At 65.5% G+C, this 24,633-nt stretch carries 23 protein-coding genes; 7 read left to right on the plus strand and 16 right to left on the minus strand.

Going from position 1 to position 24,633, the window contains the following annotated elements:
* Positions 1–8: 8 nt before the first annotated feature.
* Positions 9–623: a DJ-1/PfpI family protein gene (locus NGM68_RS09995; RefSeq protein ID WP_252697986.1), complete on the minus strand. Its 615-nt coding sequence runs from the start codon at positions 621–623 to the stop codon at positions 9–11.
* Positions 624–879: 256 nt separating this feature from the next.
* Between NGM68_RS09995 and NGM68_RS10000 the strand changes: the two genes are divergently transcribed.
* Positions 880–2,664, plus strand: a complete 1,785-nt coding sequence (locus NGM68_RS10000; protein ID WP_252697987.1) for an excinuclease ABC subunit C — start codon at positions 880–882, stop codon at positions 2,662–2,664.
* Between the two features lie 54 nt (positions 2,665–2,718).
* Positions 2,719–3,009, plus strand: a complete 291-nt coding sequence (locus tag NGM68_RS10005) for an SUI1 family translation initiation factor (RefSeq protein ID WP_252697988.1) — start codon at positions 2,719–2,721, stop codon at positions 3,007–3,009.
* 34 nt (positions 3,010–3,043) lie between these two features.
* Here the strand turns inward: NGM68_RS10005 and NGM68_RS10010 are convergent, their stop codons facing one another.
* Positions 3,044–4,036, minus strand: a complete 993-nt coding sequence (locus NGM68_RS10010; RefSeq protein WP_252697989.1) for an asparaginase — start codon at positions 4,034–4,036, stop codon at positions 3,044–3,046.
* 208 nt (positions 4,037–4,244) lie between these two features.
* Here NGM68_RS10010 and NGM68_RS10015 point away from each other — a divergent pair, with 208 nt between their 5' ends.
* Both NGM68_RS10015 and NGM68_RS10020 read left to right on the plus strand, forming a co-directional pair.
* The gene (locus tag NGM68_RS10015; RefSeq protein WP_252697990.1) at positions 4,245–4,550 is read left to right on the plus strand and encodes an ArsR/SmtB family transcription factor; all 306 of its coding nucleotides are present in this window, start codon (positions 4,245–4,247) and stop codon (positions 4,548–4,550) included.
* Positions 4,551–4,817: 267 nt separating this feature from the next.
* A complete protein-coding gene (locus tag NGM68_RS10020) occupies positions 4,818–6,002 on the plus strand; it encodes an MFS transporter (RefSeq protein ID WP_252697991.1) in 1,185 nt (394 codons plus the stop codon).
* Positions 6,003–6,089: 87 nt separating this feature from the next.
* Here NGM68_RS10020 and NGM68_RS10025 read toward each other — a convergent pair whose 3' ends face one another.
* Positions 6,090–7,469, minus strand: coding sequence for a carboxylate--amine ligase (locus NGM68_RS10025; RefSeq protein WP_252697992.1), 1,380 nt, complete (start codon positions 7,467–7,469; stop codon positions 6,090–6,092).
* A 249-nt stretch (positions 7,470–7,718) separates the two neighbouring features.
* Positions 7,719–7,994: a DUF7553 family protein gene (locus NGM68_RS10030; RefSeq protein WP_252697993.1), complete on the minus strand. Its 276-nt coding sequence runs from the start codon at positions 7,992–7,994 to the stop codon at positions 7,719–7,721.
* Positions 7,995–8,299: 305 nt separating this feature from the next.
* Here NGM68_RS10030 and uvrB point away from each other — a divergent pair, with 305 nt between their 5' ends.
* Entirely contained in the window at positions 8,300–10,357 is a 2,058-nt protein-coding gene (uvrB, locus tag NGM68_RS10035; protein ID WP_252697994.1) for an excinuclease ABC subunit UvrB, read from the plus strand.
* Positions 10,358–10,407: 50 nt separating this feature from the next.
* Here the strand turns inward: uvrB and NGM68_RS10040 are convergent, their stop codons facing one another.
* The 8 genes from NGM68_RS10040 to NGM68_RS10075 all read right to left on the minus strand — a co-directional run bounded on the left by NGM68_RS10040 (position 10,408) and on the right by NGM68_RS10075 (position 17,647).
* Entirely contained in the window at positions 10,408–11,319 is a 912-nt protein-coding gene (locus NGM68_RS10040) for a CPBP family intramembrane glutamic endopeptidase (RefSeq protein ID WP_252697995.1), read from the minus strand.
* Between the two features lie 209 nt (positions 11,320–11,528).
* Positions 11,529–12,821 carry a M48 family metallopeptidase gene (locus NGM68_RS10045; protein WP_252697996.1) on the minus strand — a complete coding sequence of 431 codons (1,293 nt, stop codon included), beginning with the start codon at positions 12,819–12,821 and terminating at the stop codon, positions 11,529–11,531.
* Positions 12,822–13,227: 406 nt separating this feature from the next.
* Positions 13,228–13,644, minus strand: coding sequence for an LWR-salt protein (gene lwrS, locus NGM68_RS10050; protein ID WP_311136036.1), 417 nt, complete (start codon positions 13,642–13,644; stop codon positions 13,228–13,230).
* A gap of 101 nt (positions 13,645–13,745) precedes the next feature.
* Entirely contained in the window at positions 13,746–14,027 is a 282-nt protein-coding gene (locus NGM68_RS10055) for a 4a-hydroxytetrahydrobiopterin dehydratase (protein ID WP_252697997.1), read from the minus strand.
* A 59-nt stretch (positions 14,028–14,086) separates the two neighbouring features.
* On the minus strand, positions 14,087–15,421 hold the full coding sequence (gene hemA, locus NGM68_RS10060) for a glutamyl-tRNA reductase (RefSeq protein ID WP_252697998.1): 1,335 nt from the start codon (positions 15,419–15,421) through the stop codon (positions 14,087–14,089).
* Entirely contained in the window at positions 15,418–16,074 is a 657-nt protein-coding gene (locus NGM68_RS10065; protein WP_252697999.1) for a precorrin-2 dehydrogenase/sirohydrochlorin ferrochelatase family protein, read from the minus strand. The genes hemA and NGM68_RS10065 overlap by 4 nt, the downstream gene beginning before the upstream one ends.
* 25 nt (positions 16,075–16,099) lie before the next feature.
* Positions 16,100–17,164 (minus strand): siroheme decarboxylase subunit beta, encoded by a 1,065-nt coding sequence (ahbB, locus tag NGM68_RS10070; RefSeq protein WP_252698000.1) that lies wholly within the window; start codon positions 17,162–17,164, stop codon positions 16,100–16,102.
* 78 nt (positions 17,165–17,242) lie between these two features.
* On the minus strand, positions 17,243–17,647 hold the full coding sequence (locus NGM68_RS10075; RefSeq protein WP_252698001.1) for a DUF5778 family protein: 405 nt from the start codon (positions 17,645–17,647) through the stop codon (positions 17,243–17,245).
* 244 nt (positions 17,648–17,891) lie between these two features.
* On the opposite strand from NGM68_RS10075, the gene uppS reads away from it, so the two are divergent.
* On the plus strand, positions 17,892–18,887 hold the full coding sequence (gene uppS / locus NGM68_RS10080) for a polyprenyl diphosphate synthase (RefSeq protein WP_252698002.1): 996 nt from the start codon (positions 17,892–17,894) through the stop codon (positions 18,885–18,887).
* Positions 18,888–18,926: 39 nt separating this feature from the next.
* On the opposite strand, the gene NGM68_RS10085 is transcribed toward uppS, so the two are convergent.
* Positions 18,927–19,307 carry a histone acetyltransferase gene (locus tag NGM68_RS10085; protein WP_252698003.1) on the minus strand — a complete coding sequence of 127 codons (381 nt, stop codon included), beginning with the start codon at positions 19,305–19,307 and terminating at the stop codon, positions 18,927–18,929.
* Positions 19,308–19,487: 180 nt separating this feature from the next.
* Positions 19,488–20,093, minus strand: a complete 606-nt coding sequence (locus NGM68_RS10090) for an undecaprenyl diphosphate synthase family protein (protein ID WP_252701411.1) — start codon at positions 20,091–20,093, stop codon at positions 19,488–19,490.
* A gap of 335 nt (positions 20,094–20,428) precedes the next feature.
* Between NGM68_RS10090 and NGM68_RS10095 the strand changes: the two genes are divergently transcribed.
* Positions 20,429–21,742, plus strand: a complete 1,314-nt coding sequence (locus NGM68_RS10095; RefSeq protein WP_252698004.1) for a DUF92 domain-containing protein — start codon at positions 20,429–20,431, stop codon at positions 21,740–21,742.
* Positions 21,743–21,745: 3 nt separating this feature from the next.
* Here the strand turns inward: NGM68_RS10095 and cgi121 are convergent, their stop codons facing one another.
* Both cgi121 and NGM68_RS10105 read right to left on the minus strand, forming a co-directional pair.
* The gene (gene cgi121 / locus NGM68_RS10100) at positions 21,746–22,243 is read right to left on the minus strand and encodes a KEOPS complex subunit Cgi121 (RefSeq protein WP_252698005.1); all 498 of its coding nucleotides are present in this window, start codon (positions 22,241–22,243) and stop codon (positions 21,746–21,748) included.
* Positions 22,243–24,618 (minus strand): ATP-dependent DNA helicase, encoded by a 2,376-nt coding sequence (locus tag NGM68_RS10105; protein WP_252698006.1) that lies wholly within the window; start codon positions 24,616–24,618, stop codon positions 22,243–22,245. The genes cgi121 and NGM68_RS10105 overlap by 1 nt, the downstream gene beginning before the upstream one ends.
* Positions 24,619–24,633: the final 15 nt, after the last annotated feature.

Here is a 24,633-nt window from a genome sequence, read left to right on the forward strand (position 1 = left end):
GAACGCTTTCAGTTCCCCGTTCGGACGACATCTCGACTGCGCTCGTGTTCCATCTCCGTTGCGACCGCCGTCGCCACGTCCGCACCGAACTCGCGCTCGAGGAACCACAGCGCCAGGTCGATCCCCGACGTCACGCCGCCGGCGGTGAGGATATCGCCGTCGTCGACGACGCGCGCATCGTGGACGTCCGTGAACGCCGCCAGATCCTCGAGGGCGACCTGGTGGGTGACGGCGGGTCGTCCCTCGAGGATGCCACCGTGGGCGAGCACCATCGCACCCGTACAGACGGAGGCGACCGTCGCGCCCGTCTCGTGTCGCGTTGCGACGGCTTCGCCCAGGTTGCCGTCGTTCACCACCCGTCGGACGCCGCCGTCTTCGGTCGTCCAGCCGCCGCCGGGGACGACCAGCACGTCCGGGCTCCCGAGGGTGCCGTCGGGAACGATGATAAGACCGTGACTCGCGTGTACGCGGTCGGTCGGTTCGAGGGTGACGAGCCGGGTCTCGAGGTCGGCACCCGCCTCGGTACCGTTCTGAAACACCTCGTAGGGGCCGATGGCGTCGAGTTCGTCGAAGCCGGGAAAGAGGACGATTTCGGCAGTTGTCGTAGACGTGGTGTCGGTCATACTGGCCTCCTCGAGTGCCGCTGGGAAACGTCTTTCGCGCACTCGTGAGGTTGAGTTCGAGGGCCGCCCGGCAGGGCCTCGAGGTCTCGGGATTGCGCGACTGGGGTCGCCCCGAAGTGGTTACTCGAGTTGGATTCTCGCGAAATCGTCGGTCGAATTGGATTCCCTCGAGCTGGTCGCTCGATCGAGGTCGCCTCCCGAAGCCCTGCCGAGCGCGGACGGTACACTGAAATCGCTCGCCACGCTAGGGGAGCCGATGAACGGCGAGACGCTTCGAGCGCGGGCGAGCGACCTCCCCCGTGAGCCCGGCGTCTACCAGTTTCGAACCGGCGGGACGACCCTCTACGTCGGCAAGGCGGTCGACCTCCGTTCGCGCGTTCGTTCCTACGCCGACCCGCGGAGCGCCCGGATCCGTCGGATGGTCGAGCGCGCCGACGATATCGAAATCGCCGTCACCGACACCGAGACCCAGGCGCTGTTGCTCGAGGCGAACCTGATCAAACGCCACCAACCGCGGTACAACGTCCGGTTGAAAGACGACAAGTCCTACCCGATGGTGCAGTTCACGGCCCACGAGGCCCCGCGGATCGAGATCACGCGGGATCCGGAGCACACGGCTCGAGCCGATGGTGGCGCGGCCGCCGGCACCGACACGACGACCGTCTTCGGCCCCTTCACCGACAAGGGTCGCCTCGAGACGGTCGTCAAAGCAATCCGGGAGACCTACGGCCTGCGGGGCTGCTCGGATCACAAGTACGCGGGTCGAGATCGTCCCTGTCTCGACTACGAGGTGGGGCTCTGTACCGCCCCTTGCACCCGCGAGATCGACCTCGAGGACTACCGCGAAGACGTCCAGTCCGCGATCCGGTTTTTCGAGGGCGAGACGGGCGTGCTCGCCGACCCGCTCCGACGGGAGATGGAGACGGCAGCCGAGAACCGACAGTTCGAGCGCGCGGCCCACCTCCGCGACCGACTCGAGACCGTCGAGGCGTTCCACGGCGATGGCGACGCGGCCGTCCAGTCCATCGGCGACGAACGCGTGGTGGACGTCATCGGCGTCGCAATTCGGGGCGAGGACGCCACCGTCGCCCGACTCCGGGCCGAAGACGGCAAACTCCTCGAGCGCGATCGTCACACGCTCGAGGCCCCACGGACGGACGACCAGGCGGACAGCGCCGTGCCGGGCGTCCTCGCGGCGTTTCTCGTCCAGTACTACGCCGAGCGACGCCTCCCCGACGCGCTGTTGCTCCCCGAACGCCACGAGGACGACGAGGTCGCGGCCTGGCTCGATGCCGAAGGCGTGTCGGTGCGGGTGCCCGGCACCGGACGGGAGGCGACGCTGGTCGACCTGGCGTTGAAGAACGCCCGCCAGAACGTGGGGCGACGCGACGAGTGCGGGATGCTGGCCGACGCGCTCGGACTCGATGGGGCTCGCCGCCTCGAGGGGTTCGACGTGAGCCACGCCCAGGGAACGGCGGCGGTCGGGAGCAACGTCGCGTTCGTCGACGGGGGTGCCGACAAGAGCGCCTATCGGCGGAAGAAACTGACCGACGAGAACGACGACTACGCCAACATGCGGACGCTGATCGCCTGGCGCGCCCGCCGCGCCGTCGAGGGGCGGGACGACCGCCCCGACCCCGACCTGTTGGTGATCGACGGCGGGAGAGGCCAGCTCGAGGCGGCGCTCGAGGCCCTCGAGGACGTCGGCTGGAGCGTGCCCGCGATCGGTCTCGCCAAAGCCGAAGAGCGGGTGGTGACACCCGACCGGGAGTACGACTGGCCCGACGACGCGCCCCACCTGCACCTCCTCCAGCGGGTGCGAGACGAGGCCCACCGGTTCGCGGTACAGTACCACCAGACGCTGCGCGACGACGTCTCGACGGTGCTCGACGACGTTTCCGGCATCGGGCCGGAGACGCGAAAACGCCTGCTGCGTCGCTTTGGCAGCGTCGAAAACGTGCGGGAGGCGAGCGTCGAGGAACTCCGGAGCGTCGACGGCATCGGGGAGAAGACGGCCCGCCTGCTCGAGGATCGGCTCTGACCACGCGTCGGCTGCCGGGATAGGTCTTTGTCACTTGGGAACATAGCACGCGTTGTGCCAGACGATCTCGAGGACTTACTCAACGAACTGGATGCCCAGGACGATCTCACGGTCGCCGAGCAGGTACTCTCGATCCGGGTCGAGAAACGACGCTACGGCAAGCCCGTGACGATCATCGAGGGGTTCGACCTCCCCAAATCGGGGCTGCAGACGACCGCTTCGGAACTCAAGGGAGCGCTCGGTACCGGCGGGACGGTCGAAGAGGGGCGGATCGAACTACAGGGCGATCACCGCGGTCGAGTACCCGAACTGCTCCGAGACCACGGTTTCCGGGTCGAGGAGTGAGCGGCGGATCACGGACGCCGGTCGCCTTGCTGGACTACTCGAGCGACTCGAACGTCGACCGAACGCTTTCGAGATCCAACCCCTCCGAACGCCCCAGCCACAGCGTCAGCCTGGCTTTCCACGCCGAGAGGTCGCCGCCACGAACTGCACCGGCTTCGAGCAGCGTCGCCGCCCCGCCGGGCCCGCCGTAGACGCCCGCAGTGGTTCCCTCGTAACATCGAGACGTGAGGACGACCAGCACTCCCGCGTCGAGGGCGGTCTCGAGCGCCCCGCCGAGTTCGGCAGTCGCGTTCCCGAGGCCGGTACCGGCGAGGACGACCCCGTCGATGGCGTCCGCCTCGAGGCCCCGTTCGAGCGCCCAGCCGTCGACGCCCAGGGCGTTCGTGACGAGCATGATGCGAACGTCGGGGTCGAGCCGACCGCCCGGGAATCGCGGGACGGGTACGCTCGGGTTCTCGAGGATCCGCAGGCCGTTCGGCGTGCGCTCGGCGACCGCCGTGAACCCCGGTGACTGGAACGTCTCGAGGCGACTGGTGTGGGTTTTCGTGGCGTAGCGAGCCGCGTGGACGGTATCGTTGAACGCCACGTACGCGCCGCCGGCACGTCGAAACCGATCGTCGGCTGCCGTTCGGACGGCCAGTCGGAGGTTCGTCGGCCCGTCGGTACCGAGCTGGTCGAACGATCGCTGGGCACCCGTGCAGACGACCGGAATCTTCGCCTGGAGGACGGATGCGAGGAGGTAGGCCGTTTCGGCCATCGTGTCGGTGCCGTGAGTGACGACGACGCCGTCGACCCCTTCCGCAGCGGCCCGCTCGACCACATCCGCGAGTTCGTTCCCGGTCGAGGCGTCCATCTGGAACCCCGAGACCTGGCAGACGTCCGTGACCTCGAGTGAGAGGCCGTCGTCGATCCCAGGAGCGGCTTCGACGATCGCCGATCCCGATTCGGAGGGGATCTTCTCGCCATTATCGGCCGTACTGGCGATCGTTCCACCCGTCGAGAGGACGCGGATTCGTGGTGGGCTCATACGGTGGTCGAGGGCTCGAGTCACCAAGTGCGTTTGTGCGGCGTCGGCGAACTGGGGCGGCGCAATGCGTGCAGCAACGGGTGGCGACTGCCGACAACAGACGCGACGCCAGCCTGGTCGGCTCTGACAGTCGGAGTGCCCCCGTGTCGAAGACCCAAAACTCCAAACTATTTTGGCGATGATTTTTCCCTGCGTACTGGCCCTCCATATGGATATGGACGCGTTCTTCGAGGCATTATCGGATATCGAGCGCCGTCGGATACTGGTGGATCTCCTCGTCCCCTCCCCGCAAACGGACGGTGGGACGCTCGCTGTGGGCGCCGTCGAGCAGCAGACGACCGAATCACACGTGGCGCTGTACCACACGCATCTTCCGAAGCTGGCAGACTGTGGGTTTATCCGTTGGGATCGTGATTCCAACGAGGTAACGAAAGGCCCTCGTTTCGAGGACGTCAGACCGCTTCTCGAGGCGATCGACGACCAGGCCGAGGAACTGCCGGTCAACTGGATCTAACCCCTTTTGAGCCAGGTTACGCGGGATATTCGTGGTGTTCACGCTCGGTAGCTCCAGTAATCACGCCCGTCCAACAATTCGCTAGCCGCTGCTCGCGTTTGGCATATCGGTTCCCCCTCACGATCGAACCATGGACCGGGTAGCCCGATTCGACGCGCCCTCAGCGTCTGCCGCTATCGACGCGTTCTTTGTGTGTACGGGGCGATACGTGGATAGACAGGCCTCTCGAGTCGCGAATTACACTCGGGGATGCCCCCACGACACACGATGGATGTGCTGACTCGCTGGCGCTACCGGGACACCGTCCTCGCGCTCTGTACGCTCGCTTTCTTCGCGACGATGGTCGCCCGTCTAGTGATCAGCCCGGTCGTCCCCGACGTCGTCGAGGAATTTTCAGTCTCGAACACCGTCGTCGGCGTGGCGCTCTCCGGACTCTGGATGACGTACTTTCTCTCACAGTTCCCCAGTGGCATCCTCGCCGATCGGTACGGTGAACGCCCCGTCATCCTCCTCGCGATCGGCGGCACGGCGGTCACAACCCTCTTCATCGCCCTCGCCCCTTCGTTCCCGGTCTTCTTGCTCGCGACGCTCGCCCTCGGTGCGCTCGCCGGGTTGCACTACAGCGTCGCGACGACGCTGCTCACCCGCACCTACGACAACATTGGATTCGCCATCGGGATGCACAACGGCGGTGGCCCGCTAGCCGGTCTGATCGCCCCCGCGCTGGCCGCCTCGGTCGCCGTTAACTTCGGGTGGCGGTACGCCATCGCAATCGGCGTCGTCGCTGCCGTCCCGATCTACGTCCTGTTCGCCTGGCGGGTCGAACCGACCGAGCCGCGACGACCCGACCAGCCAATGCGCGAACGCTTCGAACTCGAGCCGCTCCTCGAGTTGCTCTCCCGGCCGGCAATCGCGTTCACCGTCGTGTTGGCAATCTGTTGTGCGTTCGTTTGGCAGGCGGTCGCCTCTTTCCTCCCGACGTTTCTCATCGAACACCGCGGCCAGAGCCAGACGCTCGCGGGAATCGTCTTCTCGGCGTACTTCGTCGTGCAAGCGATCACGCAGGTCGGTGTCGGCGCGGTCTCCGACCGGTACAGCCGCGACCTCGCCGCCGTCGGCTGTATGGTGCTCGGCTCGATCGGCCTCCTGCTGTTCGTGTTCGTCTCCGGCACGCTCGCGCTCCTCGTCGCCATTTTCTTCGTCGGAACGGGACTGGGCTGGGGGGCGGCCCTGTTGCCGCGGGTGATGGACAACTTATCGGAAGCCGAACGCGGCGCTGGTTTCGGCCTCGTGCGAACGGTCTACGGCGTCATCGGTGCCCTCGGTTCCGTCGGGACGGGACTGTTCGCCGACCTCCTCGGCTGGGACGTCGCGTTTACGATTTTGGCCGGTTTCCTCGCCGCCGTGCTCGTCGCGCTCGTGGCGAACTGGGCGCTCGAGCTGGGGTACTGATCCTGGTGCGGTACCGACGGTAACGCCGCTGTCGGCACCGAATCGGTCGTCGCTGCCGACACTGAATCAGACGTCGCCAGCCCGCCCTCACCGTGGTTGCCCGTGTTGTTCCTCGAAGGGTTCGTGATCGCTACTCGAGCCATCGCCATCCGCAATCGCCGCCCGTGGCGTCCCGCCGTCGGTGTCGGCCTCCGTCAGCGGTGCCGTAACGACCGGCTGGCTGGATCCCGCTGACTCGTCGCTGAAGACGGCTCGAAACTGTTCGCCGACGGCGTCGCGAACGAGATTCCAGCTGTCCTGGACGAACGGTTTGATGTCGTCCGCGACGGCGTAATCGAATCGCGGTTCGGCCACCACGGAACGCGCAACCTCGCTACAGGCCGTCGTCAGTGCGGGCCGTTCGACCAGGGGGAAGTCGTCGGCGACGATGCTGTGGAGGTAACACAGCTCGCCGCGAATCAGGTGGCCGCCGATGCCGACTTCGTAATCGCCGTCGGCCGTAATCGGCTCGCCCGTCGCCAGTTCCCAGTAGTGGAGGGGGAAGTCGACGCCCGCCCGGACGGAAAACGGCAACGACGACCAGAAGCGGGGATTGATCTCCATCAGTTTGAACTCGCCAGTGTCCGGATCGCGCAGGAACTCGACCATCGCCAGGCCGTGCCACTCGAGTTCGTCGAGCAGCGCGAGTCCGGCCTCCTCGAGTTCGGGGATGTCGGTCGATTCGCGGTAGGAGCTGGGTCCACCACTGTACTTGTAGCCCCGTTTCTGGCAGTGCTGGAAGGTGGCGACGGGCTCGCCCTCGTCGTAGAGGGCGAAGAAGCCGTACTCGCTGGAGTCGGGGACGTACTCCTGCACGATCGGGACTTGGCCCCACTCGTTCATGGAAGACTCGACGGCGGGTGGCGTCCCCGGCTCGTGATAGACGGTCGATCCGATGTCGCTGAGGTCGGAATCGTGTCCCAGATACTCGGGGGCAGCGACCGTGTATCGTGGTTTGATGATCGTCTCGCGAGACCAGTCGTCCCACTCGTCGAGGAGGGTCGTCTCGGGCGTGGCAACGCCTGCCCGGTCGGCCGCGGCGAAGAGTTCGACGCGATCCTGCACCTGCCGAAGCGTTTCGAAATCCGGCCACGGCGTCCCGATCACCTCGGCGAACTCGGCTTTGTTCGCCGCGAGGACGTAGATGTCCTCTTCGCGAACCGGGATGATGGTTTCGACCGAGGGCCGGGCGGCGAGCGAGAGAAGCGTCTGGCCGTAGGTCTCGAGATCGGAGCGAGGGTCGGGAAGGGTGATGAACCGGTCACAGTACGCCGAGACGGAAGCGGGTGTCGTCCGATGTTCCGAGCCGACGATCGTGTATATCCCGTGAGGACTGAGCGAACGCAGGCAGGCGACGGTGCTCGGTGCCGTGATCCCCGGCACGATCACGCTCGCCCTGTCCGTACGTCCGTGAGCAGACGACTGCATACCTGACTCGAGGGGGCCATACCGCTATTGTTATAAGTGCGTTACCGGGTTTTGGTTCCCATACGGAGCGATGGTCTGGAGTGTAAGCCGGTCGTACTTCTGTCTCAACAGGAGTAGGCGCTCCGTACGGCCGTTTCGGTTTCATCGAGAGGCGTTTTCGTCTCCTCGAGACACTGGCGGTTGCCACTCGAGTGCGTTCGTTTCGGTGACTGTCGCTCGAGCCCCATCGCTTCGATCCGTTCGAACCGCTCAGGCCTGCTCGAGCCCCGTCCGGTAGGACTCGGCGTGCTCGAGGGCGACCTCGAGCCGGTCGGCGGTCTCGCCGGTCGCATCGGTACCGGCCTGTCGCAGCGTGTTGAGATGGGCGTCGAACGTGGCGTGGTCGGCGTCGCGGTCGGTCGTGGTGAGCGCCGAAAACGCGGCCGCGACGTCCCGCAGGTCGTCGCGAACGTCGTCGTCGGCCGTTTTGACGGCTGCCTCGAGTTCGTCACGTGCTCGCTGTAGATCGGCGTCTTGACTGGTCATATCCGTCCGACCACGAGGAGGGGCAAATGCGTGGTGGTCGATGCGAGGATTGTCGCCGGCGAACGCGTTCGGATGCTGCACGTATCGTCACTATAGTAGCCACTGCAAGTCAGTACACACCTGATCGCCTGAGGGATCGGCGATCAGTGTGTAAACCGTTTCAGTTGTTGCTATAGCCGACCTCGTTTCCTCCACCGGCCTCGTCGCGTTCATTCACGATCCTCGTCTGCAGATACACCGTCCGTTTTCGCGACGGACGCAGACGAGCGGCTTACATGGATCGAGACCCTGCCTCGAGATAGACAATGAGCGACACTCGAGGCCCCCTGCAGCCGGATCGACCCGATGCCGCCCAACCGTTCGCGGTCGATGCGCCCTTCGAGCCGGCGGGCGACCAGCCCGCGGCCATCGAGGAACTGGTCGACGGCTTCGACGACGGGATGGATCGCCAGACCCTCCTCGGCGTGACGGGATCGGGGAAGACCAACACCGTCTCGTGGGTGATTGAGGAGATCCAACAGCCCACGCTCGTCATCGCCCACAACAAGACGCTGGCGGCTCAGCTCTACGAGGAGTTCCGCAACCTGTTTCCGAACAACGCCGTCGAGTACTTCGTCTCCTACTACGACTACTACCAGCCCGAGGCCTACGTCGAACAGACCGACACCTACATCGACAAGGACGCCTCGATCAACGACGAGATCGATCGACTACGCCACTCCGCCACCAGATCGCTACTCACCAGGGACGACGTCATCGTCGTCGCGAGCGTCTCGGCCATCTACGGGCTGGGTGACCCGCGAAACTACGTCGACATGGCGATGCGCCTCGAGGTCGGCGAAGAGGTCGGCCGCGACGAACTCCTCAAGCGACTGGTCGACCTGAACTACGAGCGCAACGACGTCGACTTCACCAACGGGACGTTCCGCGTCCGCGGCGACACCATCGAGATCTTCCCGATGTACGGCCGCTACGCCGTCCGCGTGGAGTTCTGGGGCGATGAAATCGATAGAATGCTCAAGATCGACCCGCTCGAGGGCGAGGTCAAGTCCACCGAACCGGCCGTCCTCGTCCACCCGGCGGAACACTACTCCATCCCCGAAGAGCGCCTCGAGCGAGCGATCGAGGAGATCCGTTCCGACCTGGACTCGCGGATCTCGTACTTCGAACGGGCAGGCGATCTCATCGCCGCCCAGCGCATCGAGGAGCGGACGACGTTCGACCTCGAGATGATCGAGGAAACCGGCTACTGCTCGGGGATCGAGAACTACTCGGTGTACCTCGACGACCGGGAGTCGGGCGATACGCCGTACACCCTGCTCGATTACTTCCCGGACGACTTCCTCACCGTGGTCGACGAATCCCACGTCACCCTCCCCCAAATCAAGGGCCAGCACGCCGGCGACAAGTCCCGGAAGGACTCGCTGGTCGGCAACGGGTTTCGCCTGCCGACGGCCTACGACAACCGCCCGCTGACGTTCGAGGAGTTCGAGGAGCGGACGGACAACACGCTGTACGTCTCCGCGACGCCCAGCGACTATGAACGCGAGGAGAGCGACCAGATCGTCGAACAGATCGTTCGCCCCACCCACCTCGTCGACCCCGAGGTCGAGGTTGCCCCCGCGACGGGGCAGGTCGACGACCTCATGGATCGCATCGACGACCGGATCGAGCGCGACGAGCGCACTCTCGTCACCACCCTCACCAAACGGATGGCCGAGGATCTCACCGAGTACCTCGAGGAAGCGGGCGTCGACGTCGCTTACATGCACGACGAGACGGACACCTTAGAGCGCCACGAGATCGTTCGCTCGCTGCGTCTGGGCGAAATCGACGTCCTCGTCGGGATCAACCTCCTCCGGGAAGGGCTGGACATCCCCGAGGTGAGCCTGGTCGCCATTCTGGACGCCGACCAGGAGGGCTTCCTGCGTTCGGAAACTACGCTCGTCCAAACGATGGGGCGGGCCGCACGCAACGTCAACGGGGAGGTCATCCTCTACGCGGACGAAGTTTCGGGTGCGATGGAGTCGGCCATCGACGAGACGCGCCGTCGCCGCGAGATCCAACGTGAGTTCAACGAAGAACACGGCCACGAGCCGATGACCATCGAGAAGGCGGTCGGCGAGACCAACCTGCCGGGGAGCAAGACAGACACCTCGAGCGTCGCCGGACGGGAACTCGCGGACGAGGACGACGCCGCACGCTACGCCGCCGAACTCGAGGAGCGGATGCAGGAGGCGGCGAGCAACCTCGAGTTCGAGCTCGCGGCGGACATCCGGGATCGGCTCCGGGAGGTTCGTGCGGAGTTCGAACTCGGTGGCGATGCTGACGAGGGGGTTGCGCCGCCGGCCGAGGAGTTCTGATCGGTCGTCGGCACCCTCGTTCAGGACGCTGCGCGCCGATAGGGGCCTTGTCAGGCCAATTCGCTCCGTGCCTGCTCGGTATGCTTCTCCTCGAGCGGCGACACCGGCCGATCCGTCCCCCAGCCACGAAGCGACTGGGGGCTCCAGCCGACGACGAGAATCGCGACGAGGGCGGCGATACCCAGCACGACGGCGGGGTACATCTCCGGGGAGAACCCCATCGTCTCGCCGGTGAGGTTGCCGACGAAGTGGAGGACGATGACCGCGAGCACGCTCCGCCGGGTGTTGTTGTAGATCCAGGTGCCGACGATCGCCGTAAGGACGATGCTGGGCAGCCACCACCACAGGTCGGGCTGGAACGTCGTCCCCTCGAAGTAGCCAGTCATGTACACCAGCGGGACGTGCCAGGCGGCCCAGACGACGCCCAGCACCAGACTCGAGGCGAGCGCGCTCCAGCGCGCCTGGAGCCGATCGAACCAGTAGCCACGGAGGCCAATCTCTTCGATCGCCGGGAACAGGACGGCGACCGCGACCAACAGCACGAGTGCGCCCGGATCGAGGAGTCTATCGAGCGACGCGACCTCGAGCGGGGTCGCCGTCGCCCCGACGGCGAGCGCGATGCCGGCGTTCACCAGGGTGAACAGCGGGTAGAGGAGGACGATCGCGAGCCCCCAGCCGAGGCCGATGCGATCGATCTCGAGCAGTCGCCGCCGGAGGTCGCGGAATCCCGCTCGACCGTACTCGAGCCACAGGAGCGAGAGGCCGGCCAGCAGCGGGCTCGAGCCGCCGACGAGCAGGAAAACCACGTTTGGGAACGACCAGACCGACTCGCTGGAGGCGACAATCGGGAGCCACCAGGCGTACGCCCAGCCGAGATACAGGAGCGGAAATCCCCACGGAGTGGTTCGGCGAACGATCGCCGTGGGCAGTGCACTCGAGCGTCGTTCGGAGGGTTGTTCCATTGCCCCTTCTACGAGACGCTTCACCGCTCAGTGGCAAAGAGGGACGAGCCGGTTTGCACTGTTTGAGATACATCCGACTGGCTCCGTTCTATCACGCACGTATCGACCACGCACGGATCGACCGATCACGAACGTGTAATACGTGGCGTCGGTTTGGCGAAGACAGAACGATCGAATGAGGCAGTCGGTTCTGACCGTCACCGACCCATTCAGGCGGGCTCGTCAGACCCCGTCACCGTCGCCGATACGTCCTCGCCAGCGTCCTCGAGCCCCTGAATGTAGCGAATCCGGTCGGGAATCGGCGGATGGGTGTAGTGAAACGTGGCGTACAGCGGATGGGGGAACGGGTTCGAGAGGTTCTCGCTGGTGAGTCGACACAGTGCCTCGATCAGTGGCTGGCCGCTTCCCATCACGTCCGTCGCGAAGGCGTCGGCCTCCCGCTCGTGCGCCAGGGAGAGTTTGTTCTCGAGCGGCCGGGTGAGCTTCGCCAGCGGCTGCACCCAGAGGGTCCCGACCGCGAGTCCCACGTAGGCCGTCTCCGGCAGCCCGAACATCGCGTACAGCCAGGTCGTCTCGAGCAGCGCCCAGAGCACGAGGAAGACGGCACCGATCCGGAGCGTGCCGACCCCGAACTGCTTCCAGATGTGGGCGCGTTTCCAGTGGGCGAGTTCGTGAGCGAGGACGGCCTCGATTTGCTCGAGGGGCATCTGGTCGACGAGCGTATCGAAGAGGACGACGCGTTTCGTCCGGCCGAACCCGACGAAGTAGGCGTTCGAGTGGGAGGAGCGCTTGCTCGCGTCCATGACGTAGATGCCGTCACAGGAGAAGCCAGCGCGGTCGAACACGTTCTCGACGGACGCCCGGAGCTCTCCGGTTTCGATCGGTTCGAAGTCGTTGAAGAGCGGCGCGATCACGCGCGGGTAGACGACGAGCATGGTGAGCGAGAAGGCGACGTAGAGGGCGACGGCGGCCAGCGGCCAGTAGGTCGGGACGACCGAGATGAACCAGAGGATGCCGGCCGCCAGCGCAGCCGTGATGGCGACGCCGATGACCGTCCCGAGGACGAGATCCTTCAGGAACAGGGCGGGCGTCTGCTCGTTGAAGTCGAATCGCTCCTCGACGACGAACGTGCTGTAGGCGTCGAACGGGACCGACAGCACCTGCAGGGCGACGACGACCCCGGCGAAAAAGAGGACGCCGGTGGCGACCGGGCCGTATCCGAGTCCCTCGAGCGCGTCGACGGCGGCGGCGAGCGCACCCGAGTACAGTGCAGCGAGGACGAGGGCGATCGTGACCCAGGTCTGAACCTGTGAAACCATGGTCGTCGCCCGCTGGTAGGCCGCGACCAGATCGAGGTCGTCGAAGCCAAGTCGTGCGGTCACCCACTCCCGTTCGCGCTCGAGGGCCCGTTTCCCGTAGCGGACGTTTAGCAGCGAGAGGACGCTGAAGAACGCGGTCGTCCCGACGACGAGCAGGAGAAAGGCGACGTGATAGCTGCGCATACTCGAGTTCTGTCACGCGGGCTGGTTAACGGTGTTGGTGGGTGGTGGTAGCCGGATTGACGGTGTTGGTGGGTGGTGGTAGCCGTGTGTAGATACAACTGCGAGTACTCGGAATGCGGTGCAACCACCACGAAAGCCCCTGGCCCGCTCAACCCTCCGGGGCTCGCTGTGCGCGCTCGCTTCGCTCGCGTGTTTTCGTCGCCCGGGAGGGATCGACCGTGCCAGCCCCTTTCATTCCCACCCGGAGTGGTTGGTCGGTCAGCCGGCACGAGTGGGAACGAAAGGGGCAGAGGCTTTCGTGGTGTTCGAAACGGTTGTAGTCCAGCCTGGGTGTACGCTGAACGCCGTGGCTGATGGTTGATGGCTGATGGCTGGTGAAGTCCGCACTCCAGTCTCGTGCCCATTGTCACATCTCGAGCCCGTGATCGACCCCCACCTCGAGCGAGGAGGCGAAGTACTTCGAGAGCACCTCGGTCACACTCTCGGCTTTGAACGACTCGAGGTTGGCCTCGATTTCGTCCTCGAGCGCCTCGAGGTACTCCTCGTCGGTGTAAAACGCTCGAAATTCGACGTCCTCGACCGGTAGACCGAGCTTCTCGGTGAACAGTGCTCGGCCGTAGGCGGCGTCGGTGAGCTCGCCACGCCAGAGTAATTCGCGAAACCGCCGCCAGCCGTCGGTACCTGGCTCGGCGGCCTCGAGAAAGCACCGACGCTCCACGGTTGGATCCTCGAGGCTACAGTCCGCGGCGACGGGCTCGAGGCGAATCGTGACTCGGAAGGCGTACCGTGCGCGCATGGCTATCCGTTCGCTCTCGCCTCGCATTCCGATTGCGCCTGCGAGGTAGTTGTAGCTGTAGCCGTTGCTGTTTCCGTTGCCATTGCAGTAGCTATTGCCGAAGCTGTAGTTCCGCCCATTACTACCCGCTACGCCGCGTGTTCGGACTCGATAACGTCGGCCATCTCGAGGTCGTTGTCGGTGATGCCGCCAGCGTCGTGGGTCGTCAGCCGGATCTCGACTTCCTTGTACCGAATGCGGATCTCGGGGTGGTGGAACTGGGCCTCGGCGATTTCGCCGACCATCTGGGCGAAGTTGACGCCGTGGAGATAGTCGTCGAACTCGTAGACGCGAACGATTTCGTCGTCGTCGCGTTCCCACGCCTCCGGGAGGCGCTCGGCAATCTCGTCGTCGGAAAGCACGTCCGTCATACGCTTCCGAACGGAAGCCAATGAAATAACAATTGTGCCCGGGTGAGGGACGGCGGCGATCAGTCGTCGTCCGTGATGCCCGTGGAAACGTCGGATTCGGCGCTCGAGACTGATCTACTGCCGTCGTGTGTTACCCCAGTGAACGCCATCTCCGGCCCGGCTGGATCGAACAGCTGGAGCGCCGTGTTGATCGTCGCCCAGTCGTCGTCGGCGGCGGCCTCCCGGAGGCTCTTCGTCGGCGGAGCCAGCAACTGCCCGACGAGTGCGTCGGCCATCGCTTCGACGATTTGGCGCTTTTCGTCGGTAAACGCCTCCTCGCCCCCTTCGAGGCGGGCGAACGCCGTCTCGAGTTCGCGCTGTTTCATCCGTTCGGCCGATTCGTACATCGCGGCGATGACCTCGTCGGCCTGTGCGCGTTTGAACCCCTCACAGAGCAGGTCGAACTCCGCCTGGACGATGGCCTCGACCTCCCGGGAGGCATCGAGGCGCTGTTCGCGGGTCTCGGCGGTGATCTCCTCGAGGTCGTCGAGGTCGTAGACGGTGACGTCTTCGAGGTCGGCCGTGCTGGGACAGACGTCCCGTGGCTGGCCGAGGTCGACGACGACCTGGCGACGGTCGCCGAGGTGGTCGGGCGTGAGTAGCGGGTCGGGGCTGCCGGTGGCAGCGACGACGACGGCCGCCTCACGCGTGGCTGACGCCAGCGACTCGAGCGAGACCGCTTTGCCGTCGACTGCGAGTTCCTCGACGATGTGTTCGGCGTGGGGAATCGTTCGGTTCGCGACGACGACCGCACCGGCACCGGCGTCGGCCAGGCTACGGGCGGCGAGGTGCCCCATCTCGCCGGCACCCACTACGAGTGCTGGTTCGTCCTCGAGGTCGACGGTGCGGGCGGCCAGCCGAGCGGCGGCCGACCCCAGCGAGACGACGCCCTCGTTGATCGTCGTCTCGGTTCTGGCGCGTTCGCCGACGTGGATCGCCTTTGTTATCGCTCGCTCGAGTAGCGAGCCGATGCCGCCGGCGGTGCGGGCGTCCTCGTAAGCGGTTCGAACCTGGCCGATGATCTGATCCTCGCCCAGGATCACCGAGTCGAGGCCGGTTGCGACCCGAAGGAGGTGCTTGAGACTCTCCTCGTGGTCGCTTCGAACGAGCACGTCGTCGTCGACGCCATCGAAAAAGGCCTCGAGCGCACTCCGGCCGTCGGCCGGGTCGGCGGTCACGACGTACGCCTCGGTTCGGTTACACGTCGAGAGCACGTATGCCTCTTCGATATCGGGTGCCGACAGCAACGTACTGACGGCGATGCGCTGGCTCTCGGGGCTCGCCGCCGCGATATCGTCGACACTCCCCGTTTCGTGGGTCACACGCATCCCGGAGACGACACCACCCCGAATCACGCTGACTCACCACCGAAGACCTGTTCGTTTTCCAGCACGTCCTCGATCACTTGCTGGCAATTGGAGGTACCCGTACGTAAAGCTGTCCAAACGGCGGACGACTTGACGATGTCGGTGACGATTTCGCGTCGTCGCTCGGGTTCGACGCCGCGGTCTTTGAGCTCCCGCCGTAACGCGGCGACGACCGTCGCCATCTCCCCCGCGCCCTCGAGCGTCTCCTCGAGCTCCTCGCGAAGGTGCTTGCTGAGCGCTGGGGCCGTCCCGCCGGTGCCGATGGCGACGGTCACTGGTGGTTCCTCGACGGTCGCCGGAACGACGACGCTCCCCGGATCGCGGCCACCGGCTCGGTCTGCTCGGTTAACGAGGACACCTCGCTCCTGGGCAGCCGAGACGACCGCGTCGTTGACCGCCTCGTCGTCGGTCGCTGCGACGACCAGGGCGGGTCGGTGGCGCTCGAGCCACGCCGGCACCTCTTTTGGATCTGGCGCCGCACGAACCAACTCGCTCGCGCCAAACTCGTCGTCAATAAAGTCCGGGCTGACGACGATTACCGTCGCTTCGCGGGCGAACCGCCGGGCTTTACGAGCCCCGACGGAACCGCCGCCGAAGACGAGTACCGTCGCGCCGGTGAAATCGTGGAAGAGTGGGATCATCGTCTCGAGGGGGGTTGGTGAACGGTCACTGCGCCTGCGTGTTCGCCTCGGCTCGTTCTGCGAGGCGGATTCCCGTCTTCTTCAGGATCTGGGTCGAGAACAGGGTGTCCCAGTCGTCCTCGGTGACGTCCCAGTACGCCGCCATCGTTTCGCGAACCTGCTCGACGCGACGGTCGCTCTCGGCCTCGCTGCGGCCGTGCGTCATCGCGAAGACGTTGTACGGCCAGACGCCCTCGTGGCGCGGGCGCTCGTAGCAGTGGGTGACGAACGGGAGCGCGGCGACCTCGGGGCCTACAGTCGAGACGAGGTCGTCGGGCACGTTCCAGACCGTCATCCCGTTTTCCGTGTACCCCAGCGCGTAGTGGTTCGGGATCACGCCGATACGCCGGATCTTCCCCTCCCGTTCGAACCGCGTGATCGTCTCGAGCGTCCACTCGAGTTCCCGGTCGATCGCCGCGGCGACGTCGGCGTAGGGCGTCTCGGTGATCGGCAACCCGTCCTGGATTGCGAGGACTAGGTCGCGTTCGGCCGGCGTCAGGGTGGTCGCGTCGGTCGGCTCGACGGCGGGCCCGAGGTCGGTCAGATCGAGGCCGCCGTCCGCAAGTGGGCCGTCGACGTAGAACTTGGCCTCGACGCGGAATTCCTGTAATTTGGGCAGGTTGTACGTCTCCTGGCCGGTCTCGTCCTCGATGGCTTCGAGCACCGTATCGACGCGGGCTTCGTCGGCGACGCTCACGACGAACCAGACGTTGAGGTGGGGATGTTCGCGCTCGTAGTTGTGGGCGACTTCGCGGTGACCGTTCACGGTCTCGACGATCTCGTCGAAGCGATCCTCGGGGGCGTGCATCGCGACCAGGGTCGCCGCGCCGCCGATCTCCTGGGCGTTGACGAGGGGGCCGAAGCGAGAGAGGACGCCCCGCTCGTCGAGGTCGCGAACGGTCTCGAGGAGTTCGTCGGCAGCGATCTCGACCCCGGCTTCGCGCATCGCTGCGGCTGCGGGATCGAACGGTGACTCGACGACGGGAAAGCCACCCTGGAAGGCGTTGACGACCGCCCGCTCGCGCGTCGTCAGCTCGACGTCGGTGTGCATACCCGTTCGTCGGGACGGACGGGGCATAAGCGACTCGGGACTGGGTGGGACGGTGACAACGAGCGAATCGGCCGTCGCTCAGTCGCCTTCGACGCCGGTAACCTCGTGTCCAAGCTCCCGAATCCCCTCGAGGATCGCCTCGTGGTCGGCGCTCGCCTCGTAGTAGATGACGATGTCGAAGGTTCCCTGGCGAAGCAGCTGCTGACACTCCCAGACGAACTCCTCGCCGTCCAGCGTCAGGCCCTGGTGCTGGTTCGAGGAGAAGTCTGAATCGTCGTTCCCCGAGTAGACGAAGCAGTCTTTCGGATCGTGACCGGCGTGTTCGGCGATGACGTCGCCCACGTCGATCGTCGCTTGCATCATCTGGACGTCCTGATCAGAGCCATACTCGGTGTGGACGATCGCTCCGTTGAGCTGGATCTCGCCGGGCTCGAGCAGGGCCTTCGTCCGGGCGTAGAGGTCTGGATCGATTACGTCTGCCATTGGCTGCTCGTTGGCGCGCCGACGGATAGCCGTCACGGTTCGGGTTCCTCGGGGTTGTTACGATCGGATCCACGTACGCTGGCGCAGCCGTCGACTGTCGTCGGTAGATCCGTGCGGTCGCATCGATCGCCGTTGCTGGCTCCAGGCGGTCACTTCGTTCACCACGCTCGAGGCCTCGAGGACTGGGTTGATGGCAACATTTCACACACAAGAACCATATTCGTCGCTGACGCTAGTACCGACGATGAGGAGTTGGCTGCGCCGACGTATCAACTGGGGCTACGAGCAGTTGCTGTCCCGGGAAGTGTCCGGCGCACCGACCCACGTCGCCGTAATCCAGGACGGCAACCGTCGCTACGCTCGCCAGCGCGGCGACGACGCCCCGGACGGCCATCGCGCGGGGGCCGATACCACCGAACGCGTCCTCGAGTGGTGCCAGGAGATCGGCGTCGAGGAACTCACGCTGTACGCCTTCTCGACGGAGAACTTCGACCGCCCGGAACACGAACGCGAGGCGCTGTTCGACTTACTCTGTGAGAAACTCTCCGAGTTCGCCGACGCCGATCGCGTCCACGACAACGGCGTCTGCATCCGCGCCATCGGCGACCTCGAGCGACTCCCACCGCGCGTACGTGAAACGATCGACTACGCGGAATCACGGACTGCGGAATACGACACCTTCGTCCTCAATATCGCGCTCGCCTACGGGGGCCGGGCTCAGCTACTCGAGGCCGCCCGAAGCGTCGCTCGAGACGTTGCCGATGGAAACCTCGACGCGACGGAGATCGACGGCGAAACGGTGCACGAGCGATTGTACGCCCAGCCGGTTCGCGACGTCGACCTGATCATCCGCACCGGCGGCGACGAACGCACCTCGAACTTCCTGCCCTGGCACGCCAACGGCAACGAGGCCGCGGTCTTTTTCTGTGCACCGTACTGGCCGGAGTTCTCCAAGGCCGACTTCCTGCGAGGCATCCGCACCTACGAATCCCGCGAAGCCTCGTGGCGACGAACGCGCGCCCGTCGCGCACTCGCCCTGATTCGAGCCGTCGGGAGTCAGGAACTGTCCGAGGCGACATCCGTCTTGGCTCGTTTCCGGGATTCGCTGCCGACTGCCGAACAGCCGGAGGCGGCGACGCTCGAGGGGACGGAATCGACCGGTACCGAGGGAGACCCGGGACAGGTCGCCACCGACGGCGGGGACGCGACTGACGTGGCTGGCAGTGACAGAACGCAGTAAGCACGTTCCTCCATCCAATCCCGAGCGAATTCGAGTCGCTCAGTCACCGAGACGCTGGCATCGCTCGATCCAACACACCTCGTAGGTCTCCGGTTCGACGACGCGACCGCTCAAATCGTGAATCGTTTCGATCCCTTCGTCCGCACACCAGTCGATACAGGTTCGGTACACCTCCAAATCGCATTCCTCGCGGACTCGCTCGTCACGATGGATCCGAATCGTGTCGGCACCAGCGAGAGCGGCCACGAAGGCTCGCGTGTGTCCATCAGAGAAGTACCACGCTCCCTCGTGTTCGAACACCGGCAGCGAATCATAGTTCGGATCGTCGACGTCGAACCACTCGAGTACCGCTACGAGTTTTTCTTTCGAGAGATAGAGCTGGGTTGGGCGGACATCCTCGAGTCGCAAGCACCGGCTCATGACATTCCGTCTCTCTCACCGCTTGTGAGCGTTTGGTACACACGATCACCGAGACACCTGTTCACCGACTCGGCTTCCGCGACACCAATACACCGACGCTGCCGGACTGCCGGCGACGGCTGGCTATGGCCGGCTGTCGGCGAAGGCGGCCGGCTGATGGCGGCCTGCGGAACGAGAAACTCACGTCCCGAATCGCCTCGAGCGGTTACAGAACTCGCGGACGGCCCGGAGGAAGTCCCGTTTGCGAAAGTCCCGCCAGTTGACGTCGGTGAAGTACAGCTCGGAGTACACGGACTGCCAGATCATGAAATCGGAGAGTCGCTCGGCACCGGTCTTGATCACCAGGTCGGGTTCGTCGGGAAAGATCAGGTGTGCTTCGACGGCCTCGTCGTCGATGGCATCGGGCTCGAGTTCGCCAGCCTCGACCTGCGTTGCTAGGGTTTGTACCGCTCGGGTAAACTCGTCTTTGCCGCCGAGGCCGATTCCGATCTGGATTGGGGCGTCGGCGGGGTGGCTGTCGTCCGGCCCCCGAACGGCTACCTCGCGTGGTGTCTCGAGTTCTTCGAGTTCCCGTTTGAGCGTCGGGACGGCCGCCCGGTCGAGCACGCTGACGTAAACGGTGATCCGGTCGGCGTACTCGACGGCCCACTCGAAGAACGCCGCGAGCGTCTCGTAGGCACCGCGCTCGAGCAGGTCGCGTTCGGTGATAACGAGGGCGACGTGTGCCGGGGGCTCACCACCGTGGCGGCGTATTCGGGCGGCGAGGTAGCGTTCGTACAGACCCACGGACGCTCGTTTCGTCGGCCGCTCCATACCGATTTCGATGTCCGGCGACGGTTCCGGAGGTCGGAGTGGAAGTGGAAGTGGAAGTGGGAGTGAGAGGCGACGTTCCGGATCGTTCTCGAGACACTGTGCACGCTCGTCACCCGTCACGACGGATTCAGGAGGTGTTCGACGCCCGTCACGACGCGGTCTCGTGACGGGAGAACTGCGATGCGTCGGTGATGTCCTCCCCACGTCTACCCAGCCCTCCCGCGGCGCACGCTGGCGACTAGTGGTTCGTTGCACGCCCATGGCCGTTGACGAACCTTCAAGTACCCCCCACAGAAAGATCCGATATCGTGTCGACACCAGTCCGACGGGCAGGTGCCTTTGGCGCACTCTGTACGCTCTCGCTGGCCGTTCCGATTCTCGGCCCGGAGCTGTCGGCCCCGATCGCGGTCGTCCTCGCGCTGGTCGCCGTATCGGTCACTGACGGCCCCATTTTCGACCTCTTTGCGTTTCCGGACGACTACTCCGAGGGACGGCTGTTCGGTCTGTTGACCTTCGTCCTCGCTGCGACGACGCTCGGACTCCTCGCCGTGAACTGGTCGCTCCCGATGTCGGTCTTCGTCGGCGTGGTATTCCTCGTCGGCTACGGCGGATTTGCCGAGGCGGTGGCTCGTTCACGAACCGACGCCGACATCCTGCAGACGATCGCGTTCTGTACAGTCGGTGCGCTCGCTTCCATCGCCGGACAGGCCGGTTCCCGATTTGCCGAGGGGCTCCCGATCGAGAGTGCGGTTCCAGTAATCGTCTTTCTCGCCGTCAGTGGGACGCTTCTCGCCGCGTTACTTCGGGACGTCCTGATCAGCTACGACGACCCGATCGTGTTGCTCACCGTCGGCCTCTCGCTGTGGCTGCTGGCCGAACTCGAGCCGACGATTGGCGTCACCGGGATCGCCGTCGCACTCGCGATTACGATCGCCATCGGCTACGTCTCCCACGCCCTCGGGGCGGCGTCGATCGCCGGGATGCTCACCGGCATCCTGCTCGCACTGTTAACGATCGTTCTCGGCGGGTACGACTGGTTCGCCGTCCTCATCACGTTCTTCGCCGTCGGCAGCGTCTCGACGAAGTTTCGGTACGAGCAAAAGGCCGATCGCGGTGTCGCCGAAGGCAACGACGGTGCCCGCGGCAGTTCGAACGTCATTGGCAACACGGCGGCGGCGATGGTCGCCGTCCTCGGATTCGCTGCCAGTGAAGTCGATTTGTTGGCCGTCGATCCACTGTTGTTCCTGTTCGCCTTCGCCGGTGCCGTCTCGACGGCCCTCAGCGACACGCTCTCGAGCGAGATTGGCAGCGTCTACGACAATCCTCGCCTGATCACGACACTCGAGTCAGTCGAACCGGGAACCGACGGCGCCGTCACCTGGCAGGGCGAACTCGCGGGGATCGTCGGCGCGGCGGCCGTTGCAGGGGTCGGCTACGCCGTGTACCCGGAGGTCGGACTCATCGGTGCGCTCGTCATCGCCATCGCCGGCTTCGCCGGAATGACCGCGGACAGCGTCCTCGGGGCGACGCTCGAGGGCGAGTTCCTCGGGAACCAGAGCGTCAACTTCCTCGCGACGGTGGCGGGTGCACTGACGGGGATGCTCGTGTACGCTGCATTCTGATCGTTACTTCTCGACCTCGAGCAACGCCACCCGCTCACACACCAGTTCCTCGAGGGTCGCCGCCGTCGCCGCCCGTTCGGCGTCGGTGATCTCGAAGAACGAACACAGCGTCTCCTCGTCGGTTGGCTCGAGCGTCGACCCGTTCTCGAACTCGAACCGCGCCTCGACCGCTTCGGCCGCTCTGGCTTCGTCGCCGTCTCCGTCGATCAGCACCACTACGTCGGGTTCACCCTCGCTGACCCCCATCTCGAGGGCACGATCGATCTGTCGGCGGCCAGCAGCGTACAGCAGAATTTCGACGGCTCGATCGCGAGCGACGTTTTCGCCGCGTCCGATCGCTCGATCGGCGCAGTCGACGGCCCGCTCGAGGTGTCGGCGACCGGCGACGTACCGCGCATCGAACGCCTGGATCGTCACGTCGTGGCCGTCAGCGACCTCGCCCAGTTCGGCGACGAACGCGTCGAGGTCGTCGACGACGAGTCGTCCCTCGAGTACCTGCATCAGAAATCACCGAGGGAGGCCTGGGTCTCTTCGTCTTCCGTGTCGTCTTCGTCCACGTCGGCGTTCCCCCCAGCGCCACCGCTCGTGGACGTCCGCGTTGATCCGTCGGGCGCTCGAGGCTGGACGCCGTCCATCGAGGAATCCTCGCGACCGGCGTTCTCGAGGATCGTCTCCGCCGTTTTCTCCCCTTTGAGTGCGCCGAGGACGACTCCCTTGTCGGCCTCACGGAGATCCGCAGGCGTCTCGAGACCGGCGGCGTACAGCTGGCGGGCGCGTTTGCGACCCACCCCACGAATCCCGACCAGTTCGAGCAGCTCCTCGCGGACGCCGTGTTCGACGCGGGCACGAGCTTCTCGCACTGCAACCGTCCACTCGCTGTCGGTCTCGGCGGCGAGCGACTCCGCCGCCCCGAGGAGCCACTCCGCGGTGTCGACCTTTCCCCGGAGGTCGCCGGGTCCGATCTTGTACCGGTCGGTGAGGCGATCCTCGTCGTCCTCCTCTGCCCAGTCCTCGAGCAGCTTGCCGGTCTTGAGGGCGGCGAGCCAGTCCTCGAAGCGGGCGTCCTCGTACTCGCTCGGGGCGTCCCCAAGCAGTTCGCCCTCGCGTTCGTAGAACAGTTCGCCGTACTGCTCGTCCTCGCCCGATCGGAGATACAGCTCGTACATGTCCGGCGTGCGGGCGATCAGCTGGTACAATCCGAGGGGGGTAGGTCGTTCGTCCGCTTTCTCGAGCCCGTGGACGATTTCGGCGGCGCTCATCGGATCGAGGTAGAGTCTCGAGACGGTGTGACCGAGGCTCGTCGCCCGGAGGTCGATGTCTTCCCCGTTGACGGGGTCGTCGGCCAGGTCGGCTGCGGAGACGAACCCGTCGACGTCTCCCTGGGTGCCACTCGACGAACCAGCGCCACCCGGCCCCTCGCGCTCGATGAAGTCGTTTCGCTCGAGGTAGCCGAGCACCTCGTCGGTGACCGTCTCGAGGCGGCCGCGCTCGCCCGACTGGCTGGCGTACAGGGTTTCGGCCATGAACGAGAGCAGTCCCTCGCGGGTGGTCGCAAAGCCCGAGGCAATCGTCGCGAGCACGTGCGTCCGGAGGGCGGGTTCGGCGGCGAGCTTCGAGCGGACGTCTTCGGGGTCAGCCCAGACGTAGCGGTCGAAGAGGTCGTCCATCTCGTCGTGGCTCTTCGCCAGGAGGACGGCCTCTCCGTAGGGGTCGAGCCCCGGTCGACCGGCCCGCCCCATCATCTGGTGTACCTCGAGGACGTTCAGCGGGGCCATGCCGCCGGCGGTGGCGTCGAAGCGCCGCCAGTCCCGGACGACGACCCGGCGGGCGGGCGTGTTGACCCCGGCGGCGAGCGTCGGCGTCGCGGAGATGACCTTGAGCAGTCGCTCCCGAAACGCGTCCTCGACGAGGGTGCGGTGCTCGCTCGCGAGTCCGGCGTGGTGAAAGGCCGAGCCCTGTTCCACGCAAGTCGCGAGATCCTCGCTCGTTTCGGTGTCGCTCACGTCCCGGATGTCGGCGGCCAGTTCGGCGAGCCGACCCTGCTCGTCGGCCGTGAGCTGTGGCCCGCTCGTCCGCGCTAACCGGCGGGCCGCCGCCTCCGCGTTCCGCCTCGAGTTGACGAACACGAGCGAGGAGCCGCCCTCCTCGAGGATGTCCCTGACGAGGGCTTCCTCCTGTTTCTCCGAGCCATCGACGGGAACCTCGCGGGTCGTCCCGTCGTTAAAGTGCAAGGCGTTGCCGTAGTGGACGCCCGTCTGGAGCTCGATGGGTCGCCAGTCGCTGTCGACTAGCGAGGCGTCGAGCCAGTCGGCGATCTCGTCGGCGTTGCCGACCGTCGCCGAGAGGGCGACCACCTGCAGGGAGGGGTTCAACTGGCGAAGCTTCGCCAGGGTGACCTCGAGCGTCGGCCCTCGGTTGCGGTCGTCGATCAGGTGTACCTCGTCGCTGACGACGCAGGTCAGCTCCGAGAGCCAGTCGGCCCCGTTGCGTACGAGCGAGTCGACTTTCTCGCTCGTGGCGACGATCAGATCCTTGGTGGCGAGCCAGTCGCTCGTCGACTCGTAGTTCCCAGTGGTGACGCCGGTCGTCACGCCAAAGCGCTCGAACGCGTCGAATTCGGCCTTCTTCTCGCTCGCCAGTGCTCTGAGGGGGACGATGTACAGCGCCTTGCCGCCGCGTTCGATCGCCGACAGCATCGAGAGGGCGGCGATCATCGTCTTTCCGCTCGCCGTGGGGACGGCGGCGACGAGGCTGTCGCCCTCGAGGATACCCGCCTCGACGGCCTCGGCCTGGGGCGGGTACAGCGACTCGATGCCCTCTTCGCGGAAGTGCTCGAGCGCACCGGGTGGCAGCCCCGAAAGCTCCTCGACGTTCATTGCCGTTCGTTCGTT

Source organism: Natronosalvus vescus (genome assembly GCF_023973145.1).
Classification (GTDB): Archaea; Halobacteriota; Halobacteria; order Halobacteriales; family Natrialbaceae; genus Natronosalvus; species Natronosalvus vescus.